Source organism: Pseudomonas sp. UYEF17 (genome assembly GCF_040546125.1).
GTDB classification, from domain to species: Bacteria; Pseudomonadota; Gammaproteobacteria; order Pseudomonadales; family Pseudomonadaceae; genus Aquipseudomonas; species Aquipseudomonas putida_Z.
On sequence record NZ_JBEPNE010000004.1, the window covers coordinates 465,764 to 482,534 of the forward strand.

Annotated in this window: 15 protein-coding genes; 5 read left to right on the forward strand and 10 right to left on the reverse strand. The window is 56.9% G+C overall.

Features of this window, described 5'->3' with window-relative positions; genetic code table 11:
* Positions 1-11: 11 nt before the first annotated feature.
* A complete protein-coding gene (locus ABIB24_RS09665) occupies positions 12-365 on the reverse strand; it encodes a hypothetical protein (RefSeq protein WP_060494217.1) in 354 nt (117 codons plus the stop codon).
* 137 nt (positions 366-502) lie between these two features.
* On the opposite strand from ABIB24_RS09665, the gene ABIB24_RS09670 reads away from it, so the two are divergent.
* Positions 503-850, forward strand: coding sequence for a helix-turn-helix domain-containing protein (locus tag ABIB24_RS09670; protein WP_086974741.1), 348 nt, complete (start codon positions 503-505; stop codon positions 848-850).
* Positions 851-933: 83 nt separating this feature from the next.
* Here ABIB24_RS09670 and ABIB24_RS09675 read toward each other — a convergent pair whose 3' ends face one another.
* The 5 genes from ABIB24_RS09675 to ABIB24_RS09695 all read right to left on the reverse strand — a co-directional run bounded on the left by ABIB24_RS09675 (position 934) and on the right by ABIB24_RS09695 (position 4,643).
* Positions 934-1,218 (reverse strand): hypothetical protein, encoded by a 285-nt coding sequence (locus ABIB24_RS09675; protein WP_373875711.1) that lies wholly within the window; start codon positions 1,216-1,218, stop codon positions 934-936.
* Positions 1,196-2,083 carry a recombination directionality factor gene (locus ABIB24_RS09680; protein ID WP_182328424.1) on the reverse strand — a complete coding sequence of 296 codons (888 nt, stop codon included), beginning with the start codon at positions 2,081-2,083 and terminating at the stop codon, positions 1,196-1,198. Before ABIB24_RS09680 ends, ABIB24_RS09675 begins: the two co-directional genes overlap by 23 nt.
* Before the next feature lie 89 nt (positions 2,084-2,172).
* A complete protein-coding gene (locus ABIB24_RS09685) occupies positions 2,173-3,177 on the reverse strand; it encodes a YqaJ viral recombinase family nuclease (RefSeq protein WP_046785938.1) in 1,005 nt (334 codons plus the stop codon).
* Between the two features lie 75 nt (positions 3,178-3,252).
* Positions 3,253-4,221: a DUF932 domain-containing protein gene (locus ABIB24_RS09690; protein ID WP_354316374.1), complete on the reverse strand. Its 969-nt coding sequence runs from the start codon at positions 4,219-4,221 to the stop codon at positions 3,253-3,255.
* Positions 4,222-4,313: 92 nt separating this feature from the next.
* Positions 4,314-4,643, reverse strand: coding sequence for a hypothetical protein (locus tag ABIB24_RS09695; protein WP_080952104.1), 330 nt, complete (start codon positions 4,641-4,643; stop codon positions 4,314-4,316).
* A 244-nt stretch (positions 4,644-4,887) separates the two neighbouring features.
* Here ABIB24_RS09695 and ABIB24_RS09700 point away from each other — a divergent pair, with 244 nt between their 5' ends.
* The gene (locus ABIB24_RS09700; protein WP_182328423.1) at positions 4,888-6,099 is read left to right on the forward strand and encodes a hypothetical protein; all 1,212 of its coding nucleotides are present in this window, start codon (positions 4,888-4,890) and stop codon (positions 6,097-6,099) included.
* Between the two features lie 83 nt (positions 6,100-6,182).
* Here ABIB24_RS09700 and ABIB24_RS09705 read toward each other — a convergent pair whose 3' ends face one another.
* Positions 6,183-6,722, reverse strand: a complete 540-nt coding sequence (locus tag ABIB24_RS09705; RefSeq protein WP_046785942.1) for a hypothetical protein — start codon at positions 6,720-6,722, stop codon at positions 6,183-6,185.
* Positions 6,715-7,590 carry a BrxR family helix-turn-helix transcriptional regulator gene (locus ABIB24_RS09710; protein WP_046785943.1) on the reverse strand — a complete coding sequence of 292 codons (876 nt, stop codon included), beginning with the start codon at positions 7,588-7,590 and terminating at the stop codon, positions 6,715-6,717. Before ABIB24_RS09710 ends, ABIB24_RS09705 begins: the two co-directional genes overlap by 8 nt.
* Positions 7,591-7,721: 131 nt before the next feature.
* Here ABIB24_RS09710 and mblB point away from each other — a divergent pair, with 131 nt between their 5' ends.
* Positions 7,722-8,918, forward strand: a complete 1,197-nt coding sequence (gene mblB, locus ABIB24_RS09715) for an anti-phage 6A-MBL system MBL-fold protein (protein ID WP_046785944.1) — start codon at positions 7,722-7,724, stop codon at positions 8,916-8,918.
* Positions 8,911-11,136 (forward strand): anti-phage 6A-MBL system cap2_3 protein, encoded by a 2,226-nt coding sequence (gene cap2-3, locus ABIB24_RS09720; protein WP_182328422.1) that lies wholly within the window; start codon positions 8,911-8,913, stop codon positions 11,134-11,136. The genes mblB and cap2-3 overlap by 8 nt, the downstream gene beginning before the upstream one ends.
* 72 nt (positions 11,137-11,208) lie before the next feature.
* On the opposite strand, the gene ABIB24_RS09725 is transcribed toward cap2-3, so the two are convergent.
* Both ABIB24_RS09725 and ABIB24_RS09730 read right to left on the reverse strand, forming a co-directional pair.
* On the reverse strand, positions 11,209-11,790 hold the full coding sequence (locus ABIB24_RS09725) for a hypothetical protein (RefSeq protein ID WP_182328421.1): 582 nt from the start codon (positions 11,788-11,790) through the stop codon (positions 11,209-11,211).
* 249 nt (positions 11,791-12,039) lie between these two features.
* The gene (locus ABIB24_RS09730; protein WP_182328420.1) at positions 12,040-13,263 is read right to left on the reverse strand and encodes a tyrosine-type recombinase/integrase; all 1,224 of its coding nucleotides are present in this window, start codon (positions 13,261-13,263) and stop codon (positions 12,040-12,042) included.
* Between the two features lie 1,118 nt (positions 13,264-14,381).
* Between ABIB24_RS09730 and ABIB24_RS09735 the strand changes: the two genes are divergently transcribed.
* On the forward strand, positions 14,382-16,771 hold a 2,390-nt coding region (locus ABIB24_RS09735), incomplete at its 3' end, for a retention module-containing protein (RefSeq protein ID WP_354316379.1).

The window sequence follows — 16,771 nt, forward strand, 5'->3', positions numbered from 1 at the left end:
AAGCAAAACGACTATTTCTTGTAAACAATCTTGAGCTTTTTGTTGACGTAGTCCTTGATGATTTCGTAGTCGGGGTTGTATGTAACCAGCGTATGGCCTACACCTGCCGCGGCCGTTAGTGTTGCAATGGTCAATGTCGCAGGTGTTGTCAGCACGCTGAATACAGCACCGAGTGTGCCGCCCTGTACCACGGTACTTTTCACATCGCTTCTGACTCGACACTTCAGTCCCTGGCTTTCAATCTTGGTTTCAACCAGTTTGATGCCTGCCATGAATTGGCCTCTGAGGCCGTGAATCTGGAAGGATGCTTTGCTTTTCACAAGAGCCTCAATCTGCGCTTCATTCAGCCCGGTTACGACGATCATGGTATTTCTCAGCTCCCTGCAAGGTATGGAGATCTTCAAGAGGTCGGAAATCGACCTTTTGAGTTGAATCTCATCTTGCAAGGCCCTTCATGTCAACAGGTTGATGCTCAACCATCCAGGTTGATCTGGAGGGTGGCATGTCAAAAATTGATTCCAAGCAGTTGGCTGAGGTCGTGGGGCAGGCGATAGCTCGCCAACGAATGCGATGCAAGCTGAGTCAAGAGCAGGTCGCGGAGCGATTAGGAATAGGCAGTGAAGCTGTTTCCCGGATCGAGCGCGGGGTCGTGATGCCTAATGTTGAGCGTCTGGTGGAACTGGCGGCGATCTTTGGCTGCGAGACAGCCGATCTACTCACCGAGGGCAGCTCGCGTCCTGAGGATCAGGCACGTCGATTACAGGCGCTGCTGACCCCGTTGAATCTGGATGATCGGGCGATGGTGCTGGAGTTCGTGGAGCGTTTGGTGGCGCGTCTAAGTCGGGGCTAAGAGCTTTTCATAATGAAAGCCCGAGCTTTCACGCTCCTGCTGGGTTGGAGCTGCCAGGGCCGCTGGCAGCTTACGTATTGCGTCTAGTTCGATGGAGCCGAGGAATCTGCTCCGCTGGGCGCCAATGTATTTACCAGGCGGCAGAAAACCCAGCACACCAACAGCATGGCAATTAGTAGTGGCGGAAACCGCACTATTAGAAGTACCAGCAGCAGAAGAGCCACGCTACCTGCGAGGATGCCAGCGAAAAAGAGCATGGCAAGGAAGACCCGTAGCAGTTTCATCAATATGTTCTCCTCAAAAGTATCCCTGTTCAGCCAGCGGTAGGGATAAGTATCAGTCGATTCATTGCGCTTCAGCTTGTACATCCAGCTTCTCGGCTAGGCTGATTTTCGACGTACGTTGAGGAAGAACGGCTGGTGCCTGGTTTTCTTCGATAGGGTAGAACTCCTCGGCGATGGCCCTAACGTCTTCCTCGCTGTCCTCGAAGGCACCATTGTCGAAGCCACGCTGTGCCGCCTTATCCAAGGCTGTCTGATCGAAACCTGCTGTTTGCCGCTGCGATTCGAGCTCGCAGGCAGCCTTTAGCGCCTCCTTCATGTCCATGCCGGCCCGTACCGTCAGGTCGACATAGAAGATCGGGGTGCCGAGGCTTTGGCGAGTCGATTTGCCACGCAGACGCAACTCCAGCGGTAGGCAGGCTAGCCGATTACCCGAGATCGCCTGGAAGTAATGCAGGCGAGCCGCCAAGGTCCGGATGCTATTGAAACCCGTGGTGCGGAACACGAAGCTGCCCAGCGGATCGTCGTCGCCAATGACCACGTTCAGCCGGCCGTAGGGCTTGCACGCTCTACCCTGGGACAGCGGACAGGCGTCGGGCGAAGGGCAAGGAAACGACTGTATGCCGTCTTGGGTGACCCGTTTGCAGGTCTCGCCATTACCGACACATAGCGGCCGTCCAGACTGTCGATCGAACAAGGTGTAGTCGGCACGGAAATTCAACTCCGGCTCGTTGAATAGCATTCGCACCGGGATGTTGCGCAGCTTGTCTCCATTGCTCTGACGCAGTTCGTCGTTGAGCGGGTGCAACAGCCAACCGTCCTTGCTCTGTACCTGAGAGGTAATGGTGAACTGATCATCTTTTTCCGGCAGGCGCTTGCCGTTTTTCTCGATGACCTTGCCGATGGAGATGCGCCCGAGAACAGGGGGCGTCAGGGCTAAGCCTTTGAGCATCGTGATTCTCCTGGAAATGAAAAAAAGCCAGCCATGCAGAGCGAACTGCATGGACTGGCCAAGGGGAGGGAAGGGTGAAGAAAATGGAATCAGCCGACCAGAAAACGCCGCGCGCCGGGTTTCAGCAGCGGGTATTTGGCCTGCAGGTAGGGCTTGTCCTGAAGCAGTTGAGCGACATCGAGGGCGACACTGTCCTTGGCTTTGCGCCAGCTGACGTAGCCGCTAGAGAACTCAGCTCGACTGGCATTACCCATGGCCTGCTGCAGAATTTGCTTGAGCTCAGCCTCGCGCTTTTCTTTATCGGCAATCGACTGGCGTACGGCTTTGAGCTCGATGAAGACGGCGCTCAGTCCGGCGTGGTTGCTGAAGTCGATGATCTGGCCGTCATCCTTCGGGTAGAGACAACGTAATGCCGCTTCGGAAGAAGCGGTGCCATTGGCTGGCGGTGGCGTATCGGTCTCCACGTGCTGCCAGAACTTACGCTCCAGTTCGATCAGGCGCGCGATGAGTTGTTCGTCCCTCTCAATTCGATGGACCTCCAGCGTCTGACCGCCAAGCAGCACCGCTACATCTGCAGCCTGCTTGCCCGTGACGGCGAGCTGGTGCATGACCTGCAACACCACATACTCGGGCACGCCTTCCTTCCAAAGGCGTGCCCCGTTTATGCCGGCTGTCTTGCATTCGAGGATCTGTACCTCGTCGGTACCGACGACCTCGCGGTCGATGTTGGCGAGCATCCAAGGCAACTCCGGATCCGGATGCTGCAGTACGGCGTTGGTGCGACGGACCTTGTGTTTGGTGCGCTTGCTGTAGTGCCAGGCCACGATGGGCTCCAGGACATTGCCCCAGTACATCGGGCTTTCTTCATCCTGGGGATCGGCCTTCGGCAGTCCGGTGTCGCGACCGGTCTTCTCCAGCCACAGCTCCAGCTGCGACTTGTATGGATTCAGCCCCACCGCAGCGGCGGCATCAGAACTGCCGATGCCTTGCTTGCGGATCTGCAGCCAGTCCAAGCGCGGCAGCTCCTTGGTGCTGACCAGGCGCAGGGCTGGGCGTTTCTTGCGAGTACTGCCGTTCAATGACATTGCTTTCATGCGGTTCACCTTGAAGACGGAAAAACGCCCGACCAGCACAACACTGACCGAGCGCGAGGGGAGGTGAGGGCGGCTTTAAGCCGCGAGTCGCAGCGCGGCATCCAAGGCGCGTTGCTTGATCTGAGCGCCTTGGCCGAACCACGCCGAGTCCATGCGGTATTCGTTGTTGCGCGCACGGCGCTCGTGGTCGACGTATTCCGTCACAGCGTTGAGCAGACCCCAAGCAGTGCCGCGGGCCGATTCGAGCTGGCTACCGCGACCACGACCTTCATACAGCTCCTGGACTTTGCGCAGGGCGCGCTCGTTCGGTAATACCTCCGGTATTGCACCGGTTGGGCTGGTTTCGCACAGCACGGACATGAAGAATCCCAAAGCCTCGTGCCACTGCACCTTGCGTTCGGCCAGCGTGCGCATTCGGTACATGAAGTCGTCCCATTGCGAGACGGCAATGCCGAGTTGTCTCTTCACGACCTTCGGGTCGAAGCGGGTGTTGTGCGGTACCTTAATCGCCCGGCTGGTGCCATCCAGGGCTATGGTCAGAGTGTTATTGCACACCACCCGCACGGTGGTCGGGGTTGCCGTGGTGGCAAGGGTGCCGTCGCACGACGTGGCAAGCAGCCGATACCCATTGACTTGGTCGTTGCCCCTGAGCGCGGCGCCTTGTCCGGTACGCGCCAGTGCCCAGAACTTGCGACCACCTTTGAGTACGCCAGCTGTTTCCAGCTCGTATCCGGAAACTTCGGTGAGGTCGCGGTAGAACTCCAAAACTTCCCGAGGCTGCACGGTGTGGTAACGCTGCGATACCACTGATAGCGGCGCCTTGGTGTCTGAGCGGTAGAGCACCTTCTGCTCCGGGAAAGAGTGGATCGCGCCCAGGTGGCCCGTGACCTCTGATTTGAAATGCACGGGGCTTTCGAGGATCTGCCAGTCCATGCCCGCTTCACGTTGCCAAACTTCGATGGGTTGTTTTTGAGTGAGTTGATTGCCCAGACCGTGCCATGGAGTGGCGCCGGCATAGGCCATGGTTTCGACGAGATGTGCCATGTGAATGATTCCTTTGGGAGCAAGAGGGCATAAAGTGCTGCGCGAGGCGCAGCACCGTCCGGACGTTATGAGATGAGGAGAGAGGAGCCGGATCAGGTCGGTAGGTTGAAGCGATGACCGCAGAGCAGACAGAGGTTGTGAGCCAGGACGTGGCGGTCGAGCGACTCTCCGAGCTGAGCGCCGAGCGCGCAGCCGCCTACGCCGCCGGCCAGTCCGCCGAGGATGGCGCCCGACACGGTACCGAGGGTGACGCCGACAGGGCCGGCGAACGCGCCGATAGCTGCACCCGCCTGACCGCCAGCCAGGGCAGCGCTGACGCCACGTGCAACACCGCCCACGGTACCGATGGCGGCGCTGACTTTCATGGCGTGATGGAAGGACGCAACTTTGGGGGAGTGACAGCGGGGACACTGCAATGACATGGGTTGAACCTCTTTAGTGGTATGTCAGGGCAGTTATGTGTGGTTGAGTTTTTTTTGAATAGAACAGTTGCCTTGCTCACATTGTCCTAAGGACTCTCGGATAAAGTCAGCGTAGGCCGTCCAACCTGTGCTGAAACAATGCCCCGTTCAGCCACTCCCAGTAAGCTTTGCTCGATCTTGCGCAAGATCAAGCAGACCAAGGCACAAGTGCGCGTGAAGGTGGAGCCCCGTTCCGGGTGATCAAATGGAACGATTCAAGCAAAGGAGTGAGAATTTGATATCCCAGAAAGAACCCGGTGAACTCGAATCACAGAGCGAGCTAAACGACCTGAACGAGAAGCCCCGAATAGAATTCGAGTTCACAGATGAGATGTGCCGGCGAATGATTGAGTCGGAGAAAGAGCATCGACGTGAGCAAACTCGCCAATGGTGGCGTGAGTTCAGTTGGATATCTTGGTTCTTCGATCAATATCCGAATGAGGATTTCTACAGGCCATCACCCGTCGAACGACGCAACACAAGGCAAGAGATGACGTACCACCGTTTCCGCCAGATGACGAGTTGGTCGTTCTGGTCGCGAATGAAATCTTCCACAGGTATCAAGCTGGCTGCAGTGGGCGGCCTGATTGCCACGTTCCTTCAAGCCGCCCCTGAGCTGAAAGGTGCCCAGGCAGCCGTTGGCCCATTGAGTTGGTTGCTGCTGGGTGGCGGCTATTACCTGCTCGCCGTTCTCTGGTTTGAATTTAGGTGTCCGGTATTGCTCAAGCGTACCCTCGCCGGGAAGGATGAATACCTGGGGATTGAGGGGCGGCGCTGGCTTCTTGCGCTCGTCGAGGATGAACTCAGGCGGTGGTGGAGCATCAAGCTCTACGATATGGAGGTTGGTAGCACTCGACCAGAATCTGGGGAGTATGAGATAGCTCAGGCGATCCAGAGCTATAGGGACACCCCAGCTTATGGTGGCTTTGGGGAGTATGCGGCCGCGCGCATTGAGCACGCACTACATGAGTATGGCCAACTTACCTCGGCGGTCATCTGGACAGAAGGTTACAAGCCAAACGAGTACCACCGGTTCACCCCGGGGCACCGGATTTGTCCACTGAACACACCTCTTCGCAATTTTTACCTCAGCTGCATGAGTTCAAGCGAGGCAGAGATGGCTAAGGTCGGACAGGAAGGTGATTTGGTGGTGCGCTGGTTTGACAACTCGTTGACATTCCTCACGAAGCTACCGGGTTACCGAAATCTGATGATCTCGGCCTACGCTGAAGGGCTCCTCTACCTGTTCCGCAGCGACGCGTCGGCACTCACCTTCTCTCGTATCATCGCCCAATGGCAGAACACGATGCGCCCATGGAGTCGGCTAGTCCTGATCAGCCTGTTTATGGTCAGCGGAGGTTGCTTTGCCTGGTTCGTTTACCTCCAGCTCACGATCCTATTGCCGGTACTGCCTTAGCCGGCGCAGAGGAGTGTTTCAGGCCTGGGGACATCTGGATTGCCACTGCTACTCGATAGATAGTCGTGACAATCCAGATGTCTTCAACCTTGAGGCGGGGTAGCGGTGGGTGGCTTAGGGGGCTCTCCTTGATCGGTACGGGCAAGACTGCTTCGCGTCTTCTCAATCCCCCACACTGCCTTCGCCACTTCTTCAATTTTCGCGACGAACTTGTCTACGTTGAAGCCTGCGATGAAAGCCAGTGCGAAAAAGCCTATCTCGCTTGCACCAGCATTTGAGCTCGACTCCAGCACCAACAATCCCGCCTTCAAAAACAGGTAGCTGACCGCACCCGCGATCGTACTGGTGAGTGGGCGAATGAAATACCAAACCTGCCAGTCGGGATCCCAGCGCTTGTAAACGCATTTGTTCAGGTAAATCGAGCGGAAGCAGTACAGCGCGCCGCCCACATAGGCTATGGCCCCGCACATCAGGGGCACCTTCAAGGGTGCGTAGGGCTGAGGTAGCCAGTCCAAGGCCATGGAGCCGATGGAATAGGTTGCAAAAACCAGAAGGGCCAGCAGGTAGAAAATGATCAGGATCGTGTAATCCCTTCTTGGCTTGGTTGCGGATGCTTCACTCATCTGCTGACGACTCCCTGACAACTTTTTCAATACGGAGCATCACAATCTGCTGATGCTCACCCACTGTTTCGCCAGGCTTCACGTCCAAATTGAGCCTGCGCTTCAGGTAATACAGCTGAGGTTCACGCGCACGAAGGTAGGCTTCACCGTTCACCATCTGGTAGTCGTGCTCGATCGCTTTTCGTTTTTCAGGCGGATAGCTCGGGTTTGGGCCGATGACCACGTCGACAAAGGTTTCCCATTCCACGTCCTGGGGCACCTTGGCGGGCGCCGTCATCGACGCATGCAAAGCGGTGATGCGACCCAGTACGAAATCCTTGAATTTTTCGGATCGGAAGCAGTACGCGCGGGTATGCCATCGGAAGCCGTCATGCGCGAACGTCGTGGGAAAAATCGTGCGCAGCTCCGGAGAATCGAAGTTGGTCATTGATCGGTAGTCGACCTCGACGGCCTCACCCATCTGAATCGCTCGGATCAGCTTGATCAGAATCTGCTGATCCACCTGTCTTGTGGGGGATGGCAGGCTTGCAACGGGGGGCGCCCAGCCGATGAAACTGTCTGAAGGCGCGATATTCCCGATGCCGCGCTGCAGCAGCTCATTCAGGTAATGCCCAGGATCAGGATTCGCGAGTACGGGCTTGAAGTTGGGGCCGGCCACATATGCCTTGAGCGTACGATCGTAGGCCATATTGTCCGGAGCCAGCTCTTGGTAAGCCGAGAAATCCAGGGAAGCCTGTGGAACAGAAATTCCGAAAAAACCGGTCAGGTCGGAACGGTTTAGCCTGCCCTCCCAGAGCAGTCGAAAGTCAATGAATTCGAGGCGGCGTTCCTGGCCCCAGCGACCTGTGCGAGTAGCGGTAGCAGTCATGGAGGATCAGCCTGAAGAAGGTTGGGTATAAAAAATATTCGCATAAAATCTAGACGGGTTGAATTTCTATACGTATCTTATCTTACCTGAAGCGTTTCTCATAGTTGGCGCAGTGCCCGGGGAGGGATGAAATGGCTGCCAAGGTGACTTTTTTCCAAGTAGGTACTGGCGACATGACGTTGATCCGGCTCGCCGACACGTCAGTGACCACCATTTTGATCGACTCGCGTATCCGCCAGGCTGCGGATAACTCCAACGATGACACGCCTGATGTCGGACGTGCGTTGAGGGAGCGGCTGCAGTGGGACGAAAAGGGACGTCCATTCGTGAACGCCTTCTTGCTTAGCCACCCAGACCAGGATCATTGCGCAGGCATGAGAAAGCATTTCTGGCTCGGTGATCCTGCCGACTACCCAGATGATGAGAAGGGGCGTTGGGAAAAGCGGATCATGATTCGCGAAATGTGGTCGTCTCCTCTGGTTTTCCGTCGGAGCTCGAAGAAGAACCATGTCTTGTGTGACGATGCCAAAGCCTTCGACAAGGAAGCGCGGCGGCGTGTGGAATATTGGCGTACCTACCGTAGTGCAGGGCACGGTAACCGCATCAAGATCATGGGCGAAGATAACGCAGGTAAGACTGACGATCTGGGCCCGATCCTGATCAAGTCCGGTGAAAAATTCAGCGGCATTGCAGGTGAGGATATGTCGCCATTCTTCACTTCCCACTTGCTCGCACCCGCGCCGCATGAAGATGACGCTTATCTCGAAGAGCGCCTGTCGAAAAACGAGTCGAGCGTGGTCATGAACATCCAGATTTCGCCCTTTGGCTACGCACAGACGAGAACTAAATTCCTCGTCGGCGGCGACGCTGAGGTGTTGATCTGGGAGCGCATGTGGGAGCGCTTTGAGCAGACGCCGGAGGTGCTCGAATATGATCTGCTGCTGGCACCTCATCATTGCTCTTGGCACACGCTTTCCTGGGATAGCTGGTCGGGCCTGGGAGAAAAGGCGAGGGTGAGTTGGGATGCACGCCAAGCGTTGAGCCAGGCCCGCAACGGAGCAACGATCGTTTCCAGTAGTGTTGAAATTCTCGACGACGACTGCGATCCGCCGTGCATTCGGGCGAAGCGCGAATACCAGGCAATTCTGGACGATGTGGACGGCTGGTTCTCGTGCACAGGCGATCTGGGCGAAAAGGCAGCCATGGACTTTGAGGTCTGCACGGATGGTAAGGTGAAACTGCTTGCCGCTGCTGTAGCACTCGCTGGTGCGGTGCCCAGTTCGGTAGCCGCTTCAGTTCCGCCTCGCGCAGGCGCCTGTGATGCTTGAGTACTTCGAGCTAGGGGATGCGAGGCCTGATTGCGGGGAAGACGAACTGTATCCTCAAACGCAGGCCTTACTGAGCGCCTTGCGGGCGTGCCCCTATACCGATGTTCGAGAGGTTCGGGCAGATTCATCGGGGAAAGACGGTACCGAATACATCGTCATTGATGCAGGTGACGGGACCGTGGATGCCGGCAACCAAGCGGGTATCCGCCGGCGGGAGCGCTTGGCGATTGGAGTCAATCCCAGGTATCGCGTACCAGTCGTCGTTTACACCCTACGCAAGGACTTCCCGCTGCTTTCTCACCAGCATCCGCCATCGAGCGATGGGCCCCGGGTTCTGTGTTTGTACGATAGCGCCTGGTCGACAGTAGAGCGCAGTTGGACGCCGGAGCGCTTCATAGCGCGAATGTTCTGGTGGCTGCGGGAGTCTGCGTTGCTGAAGTTGCACAGGGATGACCAACCGCTAGAGCAGCTGTTTTACATGAGCCCTTACCAACTGATCCTACCCTCGAACTACCCAGATTACGCCAAGGCAGGTAGCAGGACGTTGACCATCTTCAAGGTCGATCAGGGCGACTCGGTGATTCTGAAAGCTGAGCCGTCCAGACCCGACGATCAATCGAAGACGGTGCGAATGGTGCCGGTGATGGTTGAGCCGGTAGGAACGACCACGCTGGCCGGCTTTCCAGAAACACTTGGGAAATTACAGGATCAACTCGTTTCGTGGGGGAGCGATCTCTACGGCGCCTTGTATGACACCGTCTACGAGGCAATCGAAGGGGGGATATCGCCCGCGCACGGAAAAGGCGAGGGTATTCTCATCACCGTGTGGATTCCTCGCATCCGTGAAGGCGGTGCTGAGCGGATCGATGTCGCGGGATACATGCTGAATGCTTCCCTGTTTGACCTTGCGACTGCATTGGACATGCTTGGTATGCCTGATGCAAAAGGGCTGTGTCAGCGGATCACGTTGTTGGGTGGGGCTGCCGGCTCGGCCTGGCGTTCCCTTTCACTGATGCCTGTGGAAATCCGCACAGCACTCACTCCGCAAACCGCACGAGATCTCTCCGGCACCCCAGAAGAGCACAGTGAAATCAAAGGCGTACTCGCCGGAGTGGGCGCTCTGGGTAGCGTGTTGGCTGATTTATGGATACGCCAAGGGTGGGGGCAATGGACTTTCATCGATCCTGACCGATTGCTGCCTCACAACCTTTGTCGGCACATCGCTTTTGATGGATTCGTTGGAATGCCCAAGGTCAAGGTATTGCAGGAAATGGCTTGTGCTACCTATCCCAACTGGACGCCACCTAGCGCTATTGATCGAAGTGTCCTGGACGAGTCCGCAGAGGTCACCTCATCGTTGACCAGCGCCGACCTTGTCGTCGATGTCACTACAACCTTCGGGGTGCCCCGAGAGCTTGCGCGCAGAGATGAAGCTCCGCGTACAGTAAGTCTATTCGTCACTCCTTCTGGTCAGTCTTGTGTAATGATTTTGGAGGACGAGGCGAGACGGCATCGGGTTGATGGTTTGGAAGGCCAATACTATCGGGCACTTCTTCATCATGAGTGGGGACATACGCACCTGGTCAGTCATCTGGGTGACCGCTGGGTGGGCGGGGGATGTCGAGATATTTCGGTCAGACTGTCGGGCGAATACATCCACTTGCACGCAGGGATTCTGGCTAGACAGCTCCGCAAGTCGGTGGCGAAGCCTCAGGCCAGGATCTGCGTTTGGGAGTGTGATGAGCAGTCGGGAGCGGTAAGAACGCACGAAATTGAAGTTGCCCAGATACATTCAGTGGAGTCTGCTGGATGGACGGTGAAATATGATGAGGCCCTGGTTCAGAAGCTGCTCACCTCTCGCCTTGCGGCGCTGCCGAATGAAACGGGGGGCGCGATTCTCGGCGTCACCGACCTGAAAACGAAGACCATCGTTATCGTGGATGTTTTACCAGCTCCCCCAGACAGTGAGGCGAGCCCGAGCCACTTTATAAGGGGAGAGGTAGGCCAGGCTGAGGCCCTGGGCACAGTGCACTCGCGCACTGCTCGGGTGGTTGACTACGTAGGGGAATGGCACTCTCATCCTGATAATTGTCCTGCTCGCCCGAGCCAGCTGGATGAGCATCTGCTGGATACACTTCATCGCAAGATGAGCGCGGAAGGATTGCCAGCGCTCATGGTGATTGCGTCCAAGGGGGAGGTTGCGGTGTTTGTTCGGTAACGAGCGTAGACCACGTCGCTAGGTTGGCAGTGCGGCGCGGTGAATGGGCGGTCTGAGACCGCCCTGCAACGTTTAGATGAGGCCGCTTTTCTTTTGCTCGCGACGATAACGCCGCTTGACCTTATCCATGGGCGGATTCTCAACCACTCGATCGCGCTGATGGAACAACGATGGGAAGTTTGCTCTGACAAGCTCGGGAGGCGCGACGGCAAATGAGGCCCAGTTCCATTGCCAGGCGATGAACTCCGCTTGGGTCTCGATCACATACAGCGGCATGTCGAAAATTTCTCGGAAATCCATAATAGCCAGCCTGCCGTGGTCGGCACTGGGCATTCGGATTTCTCGGCCATGCTCGTCCCAACCAATGAAGTACGAATCATAGCTGATCGACTTCCCGTCGAAGTGGCTGAGGCGGATGTGCCCAATGTCCTGTTTGGGTACACGGATGCCGCAGATCTTCTTCATCAATCCCGTGTGGTAGTCACCAAGGCGATCGGACGGAGCGGTTTCGACACACTGTGTGAAATGCTTGAAACTCTGATAGCCGAGACGCTTGGCAAGGTAGTTCAAATACTGGGTATGTTTAAGCTTGGGGGCACCGGCAACCTCAGTTTCTTTGAAGGTTTCGATGATAGATTCGGCTGTGAAAGGCATGACATTGACTCAAAGTCATGGCCGTAAAAGCACCTTGCCAGGGGACAAGTCCTGGATGCTTCGCTGGGCTTGCTGCGAGCCGGGCTGGCCACGGGGAGTAATGTGGTTAGCGTCAAAACACCGATCTTTCCCACGCAGCAGGGCGGTTCACGGCGACCTGGGCTCTAGGCCCTGTCCATAGGATAACTAGGTGCTAACAGAAATTTCAATCGGATACAGCGGAAGCCAAAAATCTACATTGCTGTTTTGTCACTTGCTTACAAAGCAGTAATGAGCCCAATCGTGCATGAGTTGGACGCGTTTCGGCCATAAAGTACCCCGCTGATACGCGGCTTCAACGCTATCAGGGAGCTTATGGGCAAGGGCATGCTCGCATACCTCACGAGGGTGATGCGTTTGCTCCGCTGCCCAGATTCGAAAGGTGGAGCGAAAGCCATGCTGTGTGAGGTGCCCCAACTCCATACGCCTCAGAACGGCAGTGAGTGACATGTCCGATAGCTGTTTTCCTCGCGGGGAGGGGAACACGTATGGACTATCTGCGATGCGAGGCAATGATTTGAGCAGCTGAACTGCTTTGGGCGACAGCGGTACAGAGTGTTCCTTGCCTGCCTTCATTCGTGCTGCCGGTATCGTCCATGTCGACTCTTTAAAATTGATCTCGCTCCACTCTGCGCCACGTACCTCACCTGACCGGCAAGCAGTCAAGATTGAGAACTCCAGTGCTCTGGCCGAGACACCTTTGCGCTTGCTTAACTCCCGCATAAAAGCCGGAGCTTCCGCGTAGGGGAGGGAGGCGTGATGTTCAACCTTCTGGACTTTGCTTCTTGCAGGTAGCTCATGCTCCAAATGGCCTTTCCAGCGAGCTGGGTTTTCACCTTGGCGGTATCCGCGGAAAGTCGCCCAATCGAGAATGTTCTCGATCCGGCCCCTGAGCCTGCTCGCGGTTTCCGCCTTTGTGTACCAGAACTGTGTGGGTTCGCTAGGCGAACCGACCTGTTGCTGTAGGACCTTCAACACCAGGTTCGTGTCGACCGCTCCGATAGCCAGTTCACCGATGATTGGATAGGCATAGGCCTCAAGAGTATTTTCCCACTGCTGGACGTGTTTCGGATTTTTCCAGCCCGCACGGTTGGCTTGGATGTAGGCCAGCGCACACTCTTTGAAGGTCTTATGCCGGGCAGCCTCAAGCTTGGCTGCCTGCTGCTTTGCTTTTTTTGCTTCGAGAGGGTCGATACCCTCAAGCAGGCTTTTTCGATGCTCCAGGCTCTTCGAGCGCGCTTCGCTGAGAGAAACGGTGTGTACAGGGCCAAGTCCCATGTCGCGGGTCTTGCCGTTTCTGGTGTAGCGGAACACCCAGGACTTCCCACCTAGTTTGCTGACCTGCAACCAGAGACCGCCGCCATCCCCGTAATAGCCAGGGTCCTTTGCTTTTTGCACCGCGAGAGCGGAGAGCTTGTTGATGCCACGCGCCATGATTCATACCCATTTTTCTACCCACGTTTTATAGCTGGATTTGAGTAGATGGTGCAAGACGTTGGTGGACGTGATGTGGACTGGAGGCTAGTAAAATCAGAGTCTCCATGGAAGTATGTGGACGTTGGTGGATATTGCTCAGGCGGACTACGCTTCCGCCATCATTCCTCATTAAAGCCCTGATTACTCAGGGCTTTTTTGTTTCCTGTGCCCTTGCCCCTTCGCCCGGAAGCAACCCCCTGGCCTCCCTCGCTAGGCAGGTGGACGAGCAGGGTGAATCGAGTTGAGCGCTCGACCAGCGTTCCAATCGCAGAATGGTTCAGGCCGATAAGCTTGCCGTTCGTTCACGTTTGCCCACCTTTCGCGTCTGCATGTAAAGAGCCTGACGCATTGCTCCCTCACAGACCCGCATAGACTCATCGTCCAGTAAATCGATCTGTAGGCGATTGATTGTCTATTTGGGTGACCTGCCGTTGAGCTATTTACGATAACTACACGCGTCAGTTTCCTGGGATTGTTGATGGGGTTTGTAAAGTCGGCGTGCCAGTTCGCATGCGCCAATATTCTGTGCTCGGAACAAGCCAATATCTTGTCGCACACGAAGATTAAATACCTTCCACAAATGACAGAGCAGCCTCGCAATGACTTTGAAAAACAAAGAGCCCAATGCTGAACGCCTGGTGTGTTGAGGTCGTCAGCTTACCGGGGCAGGTGTGGAACTGTTTCAAAACCTGACAGTTCGGGCAGGCTTCGTGCAGGTAGGGAGGGGCGAGGACAACCGGAATAAAGGGAAGCGAGTAGCGCTCGCACTTATCTTTCCTCTATGGCGCTGGTACCGATGTTCCAGATTGCGAGCAGGGTGGCCGAAGCTTGCAGGTAGGAGCAAAAAATATTGCCTTTAATATCGAAATGTCATTAGGCCATTATTTGTTTTGTTGCTTATTATTGAGTGACTGGGGTCAATAGCGGCGTTATATAAAGGTTGAATTAAAAAGACTTATAGTTGACGCCAAAAGACAAGCACCAATAAAAATAAACCATCCTTGTAGCCAGCCGACAACACTCGAAGCATGGCCGAACATGGAAGCCAATCGCACACGTTACCCGGGAGAGCCGCCTTGAGCATCGCCATAGTCAAAAGTATTGTTGGCCAGGTAATCGCCATTTCCCCAGAGGGCACCCAGCGTGTGCTTGTGGAAGGGGATCGAGTGTTCGCGGGTGAACAGATCCAGACCGGCCCTGGTGGCGCGGTGAGCCTGGAACTGGCCGATGGGCGCATCCTCGACCTGGGGCGCGACACCCAGTGGAGCGCCGATGCCCCGGATAGCGTGGCGGACCTGAGCGCAGCCACTGCGCAGGCCGCACCATCCGTTGACGAACTGCAACAAGCCATCGCCGCGGGTGCAGACCCGACAACCGCACTCGAAGCGACCGCGGCAGGCCCAACCGGGGCAGGTGCGAACCCTGGTGGCATCGGGGGCGGCCACTCGTTTGTGATGCTTGAAGCAGTGGGCGGGTCGGTCGCCCCTACCATTGGTTTCCCCACCGGTCCACTTGGCGTTGCTGTTGAGCAAGCGCGAGAGTTCGTGGGCAATGCAACACCGGCACAGCAGGCAGCGGTGCTAGTACCTGAAGTACCACCCGAGCCTCAGCCGATTGCGGCCACGCTGACCCTGAGCAGCACCAATGTGCAGGAAGGGGGGCTGACCAGCATCACCGGTACCCTGAGCCAGCCGGCAGGCAGGGATTTCACGGTGACCCTGAGCAATGGCCAGACTTTGTCGTTCAAAGCCGGTGAAACGGTTGCAACGACCGGTGAGTTCGCTGCCCAGAGCGATGATGTGTTCCAGGACGGTGAAATCCAGAACATCACCGTCACCAATGCGGGCGATCATGGCTTTGGCAGCCTCAATACCGGTGCAACTTCTTCCCTCACTGTGACCGATACCGTCGATACCGTGAAGGCTGAGCTGAGCATCTCGCCGAACCCGGCGGTGGAAGGCCAGGCGGTGACCTACACCATCACCCTGACCGGTCCTGCCGGTGCCGACCTGAGTCAGCACGGTGGTCTGTCCATCACCCTGAGCAACGGCGAGGTGATCAACATCCCTGCGGGCCAGGTCAGTGCGTCGCAAACCGCTAACCTGGCGAACGACGTTTATGTCGGCAGCAGTGCTCCGAGCATCGCTATCTCTGGGATCACCGAGCAAGGCACAGGCAAACAGGTCTTTGAGAACCTGATCAAAGGCGACCCGGTAACCCTGCAGATCACCGACGAGCCGGGCACCCCAGGTAACCCTGGCACCCCGGGTACGCCGAATGGCGGCGATGAAGTGACGCTGACCCTCACCGGCAATGCCGTGCAGGAAGGCAACATCACAACCATCACCGGCACCCTGAGCCACCCGGCGGGCCAGGCGTTCACTGTCACCCTGAGCAACGGTCAGACCCTGACCTTTGCCAAGGATGCCACCACTGCGACCACCGCACCGTTCTTGGCCCAGAGCGATGATGTGTACCGTGACGGTGAAACCCTGACTGTCAGCGTGAGCGATGCCGGTAGCCACAACTTCGAAAATCTGAACACCGGTGCCACCACGACCCTCACGGTCACCGATACCATCAACACCGTGAAGGCCGAGCTGAGCATTTCGCCGAACCCGGCGGTGGAAGGCCAGGCGGTGACTTACACCATCACCCTGACCGGTCCTGCCGGTGCCGACCTGAGTCAGCACGGTGGTCTGTCCATCGCGCTGAGCAACGGCGAGGTGATCAACATCCCTGCGGGCCAGATCAGCGCTTCGCAAACCGCTAACCTGGCGAACGACGTTTATGTCGGCAGCAGTGCTCCAAGCATCGCCATCAACGGGATCACCGAGCAAGGCACCGGCAAACAGGTCTTTGAAAACCTGGTCAAAGGCGATCCGGTGACCCTGCAGATCACCGACGAACCGGGTACCCCGGGCAACCCTGGCACTCCAGGCACGCCGAATGGCGGCGATGAAGTGACGCTGACCCTCACCGGAAATACCGTGCAGGAAGGCAATACCACGACCATCACCGGCACCCTGAGTCACCCAGCGGGCCAGGCCTTCACCGTCACCCTGAGCAACGGCCAGACCCTGACCTTTGCCAAGGATGCCACCACTGCGACCACCGCACCGTTCTTGGCGCAGAGCGATGACGTGTTCCGTGACGGCGAAACCCAGACCGTCAGCGTGATCGATGCCGGTAGCCACAACTTCGAAAATCTGAACACCGGTGCCACCACGACCCTCACGGTCACCGATACCATCAACACCGTGAAGGCCGAGCTGAGCATCTCGCCGAACCCGGCGGTGGAAGGCCAGGCGGTGACCTACACCATCACCCTGACCGGTCCTGCCGGTGCCGACCTGAGTCAGCACGGTGGTCTGTCCATCGCGCTGAGCAACGGCGAGGTGATCAACATCCCTGCGGGCCAGATCAGCGCTTCGCAAACCGCTAACCTGGCGAACGACGTTTATGT

Excerpts from the sequence above, each read along its gene's own strand:
- ABIB24_RS09665 (WP_060494217.1), bottom strand. The coding sequence starts at position 365 with ATGATCGTCGTAACCGGGCTGAATGAAGCGCAGATTGAGGCTCTTGTG.
- ABIB24_RS09670 (WP_086974741.1), top strand. The coding sequence starts at position 503 with ATGTCAAAAATTGATTCCAAGCAGTTGGCTGAGGTCGTGGGGCAGGCG.
- ABIB24_RS09675 (WP_373875711.1), bottom strand. The coding sequence starts at position 1,218 with ATGTACAAGCTGAAGCGCAATGAATCGACTGATACTTATCCCTACCGC.
- ABIB24_RS09680 (WP_182328424.1), bottom strand. The coding sequence starts at position 2,083 with ATGCTCAAAGGCTTAGCCCTGACGCCCCCTGTTCTCGGGCGCATCTCC.
- ABIB24_RS09685 (WP_046785938.1), bottom strand. The coding sequence starts at position 3,177 with ATGAAAGCAATGTCATTGAACGGCAGTACTCGCAAGAAACGCCCAGCC.
- ABIB24_RS09690 (WP_354316374.1), bottom strand. The coding sequence starts at position 4,221 with ATGGCACATCTCGTCGAAACCATGGCCTATGCCGGCGCCACTCCATGG.
- ABIB24_RS09695 (WP_080952104.1), bottom strand. The coding sequence starts at position 4,643 with ATGTCATTGCAGTGTCCCCGCTGTCACTCCCCCAAAGTTGCGTCCTTC.
- ABIB24_RS09700 (WP_182328423.1), top strand. The coding sequence starts at position 4,888 with ATGGAACGATTCAAGCAAAGGAGTGAGAATTTGATATCCCAGAAAGAA.
- ABIB24_RS09705 (WP_046785942.1), bottom strand. The coding sequence starts at position 6,722 with ATGAGTGAAGCATCCGCAACCAAGCCAAGAAGGGATTACACGATCCTG.
- ABIB24_RS09710 (WP_046785943.1), bottom strand. The coding sequence starts at position 7,590 with ATGACTGCTACCGCTACTCGCACAGGTCGCTGGGGCCAGGAACGCCGC.
- mblB (WP_046785944.1), top strand. The coding sequence starts at position 7,722 with ATGGCTGCCAAGGTGACTTTTTTCCAAGTAGGTACTGGCGACATGACG.
- cap2-3 (WP_182328422.1), top strand. The coding sequence starts at position 8,911 with ATGCTTGAGTACTTCGAGCTAGGGGATGCGAGGCCTGATTGCGGGGAA.
- ABIB24_RS09725 (WP_182328421.1), bottom strand. The coding sequence starts at position 11,790 with ATGCCTTTCACAGCCGAATCTATCATCGAAACCTTCAAAGAAACTGAG.
- ABIB24_RS09730 (WP_182328420.1), bottom strand. The coding sequence starts at position 13,263 with ATGGCGCGTGGCATCAACAAGCTCTCCGCTCTCGCGGTGCAAAAAGCA.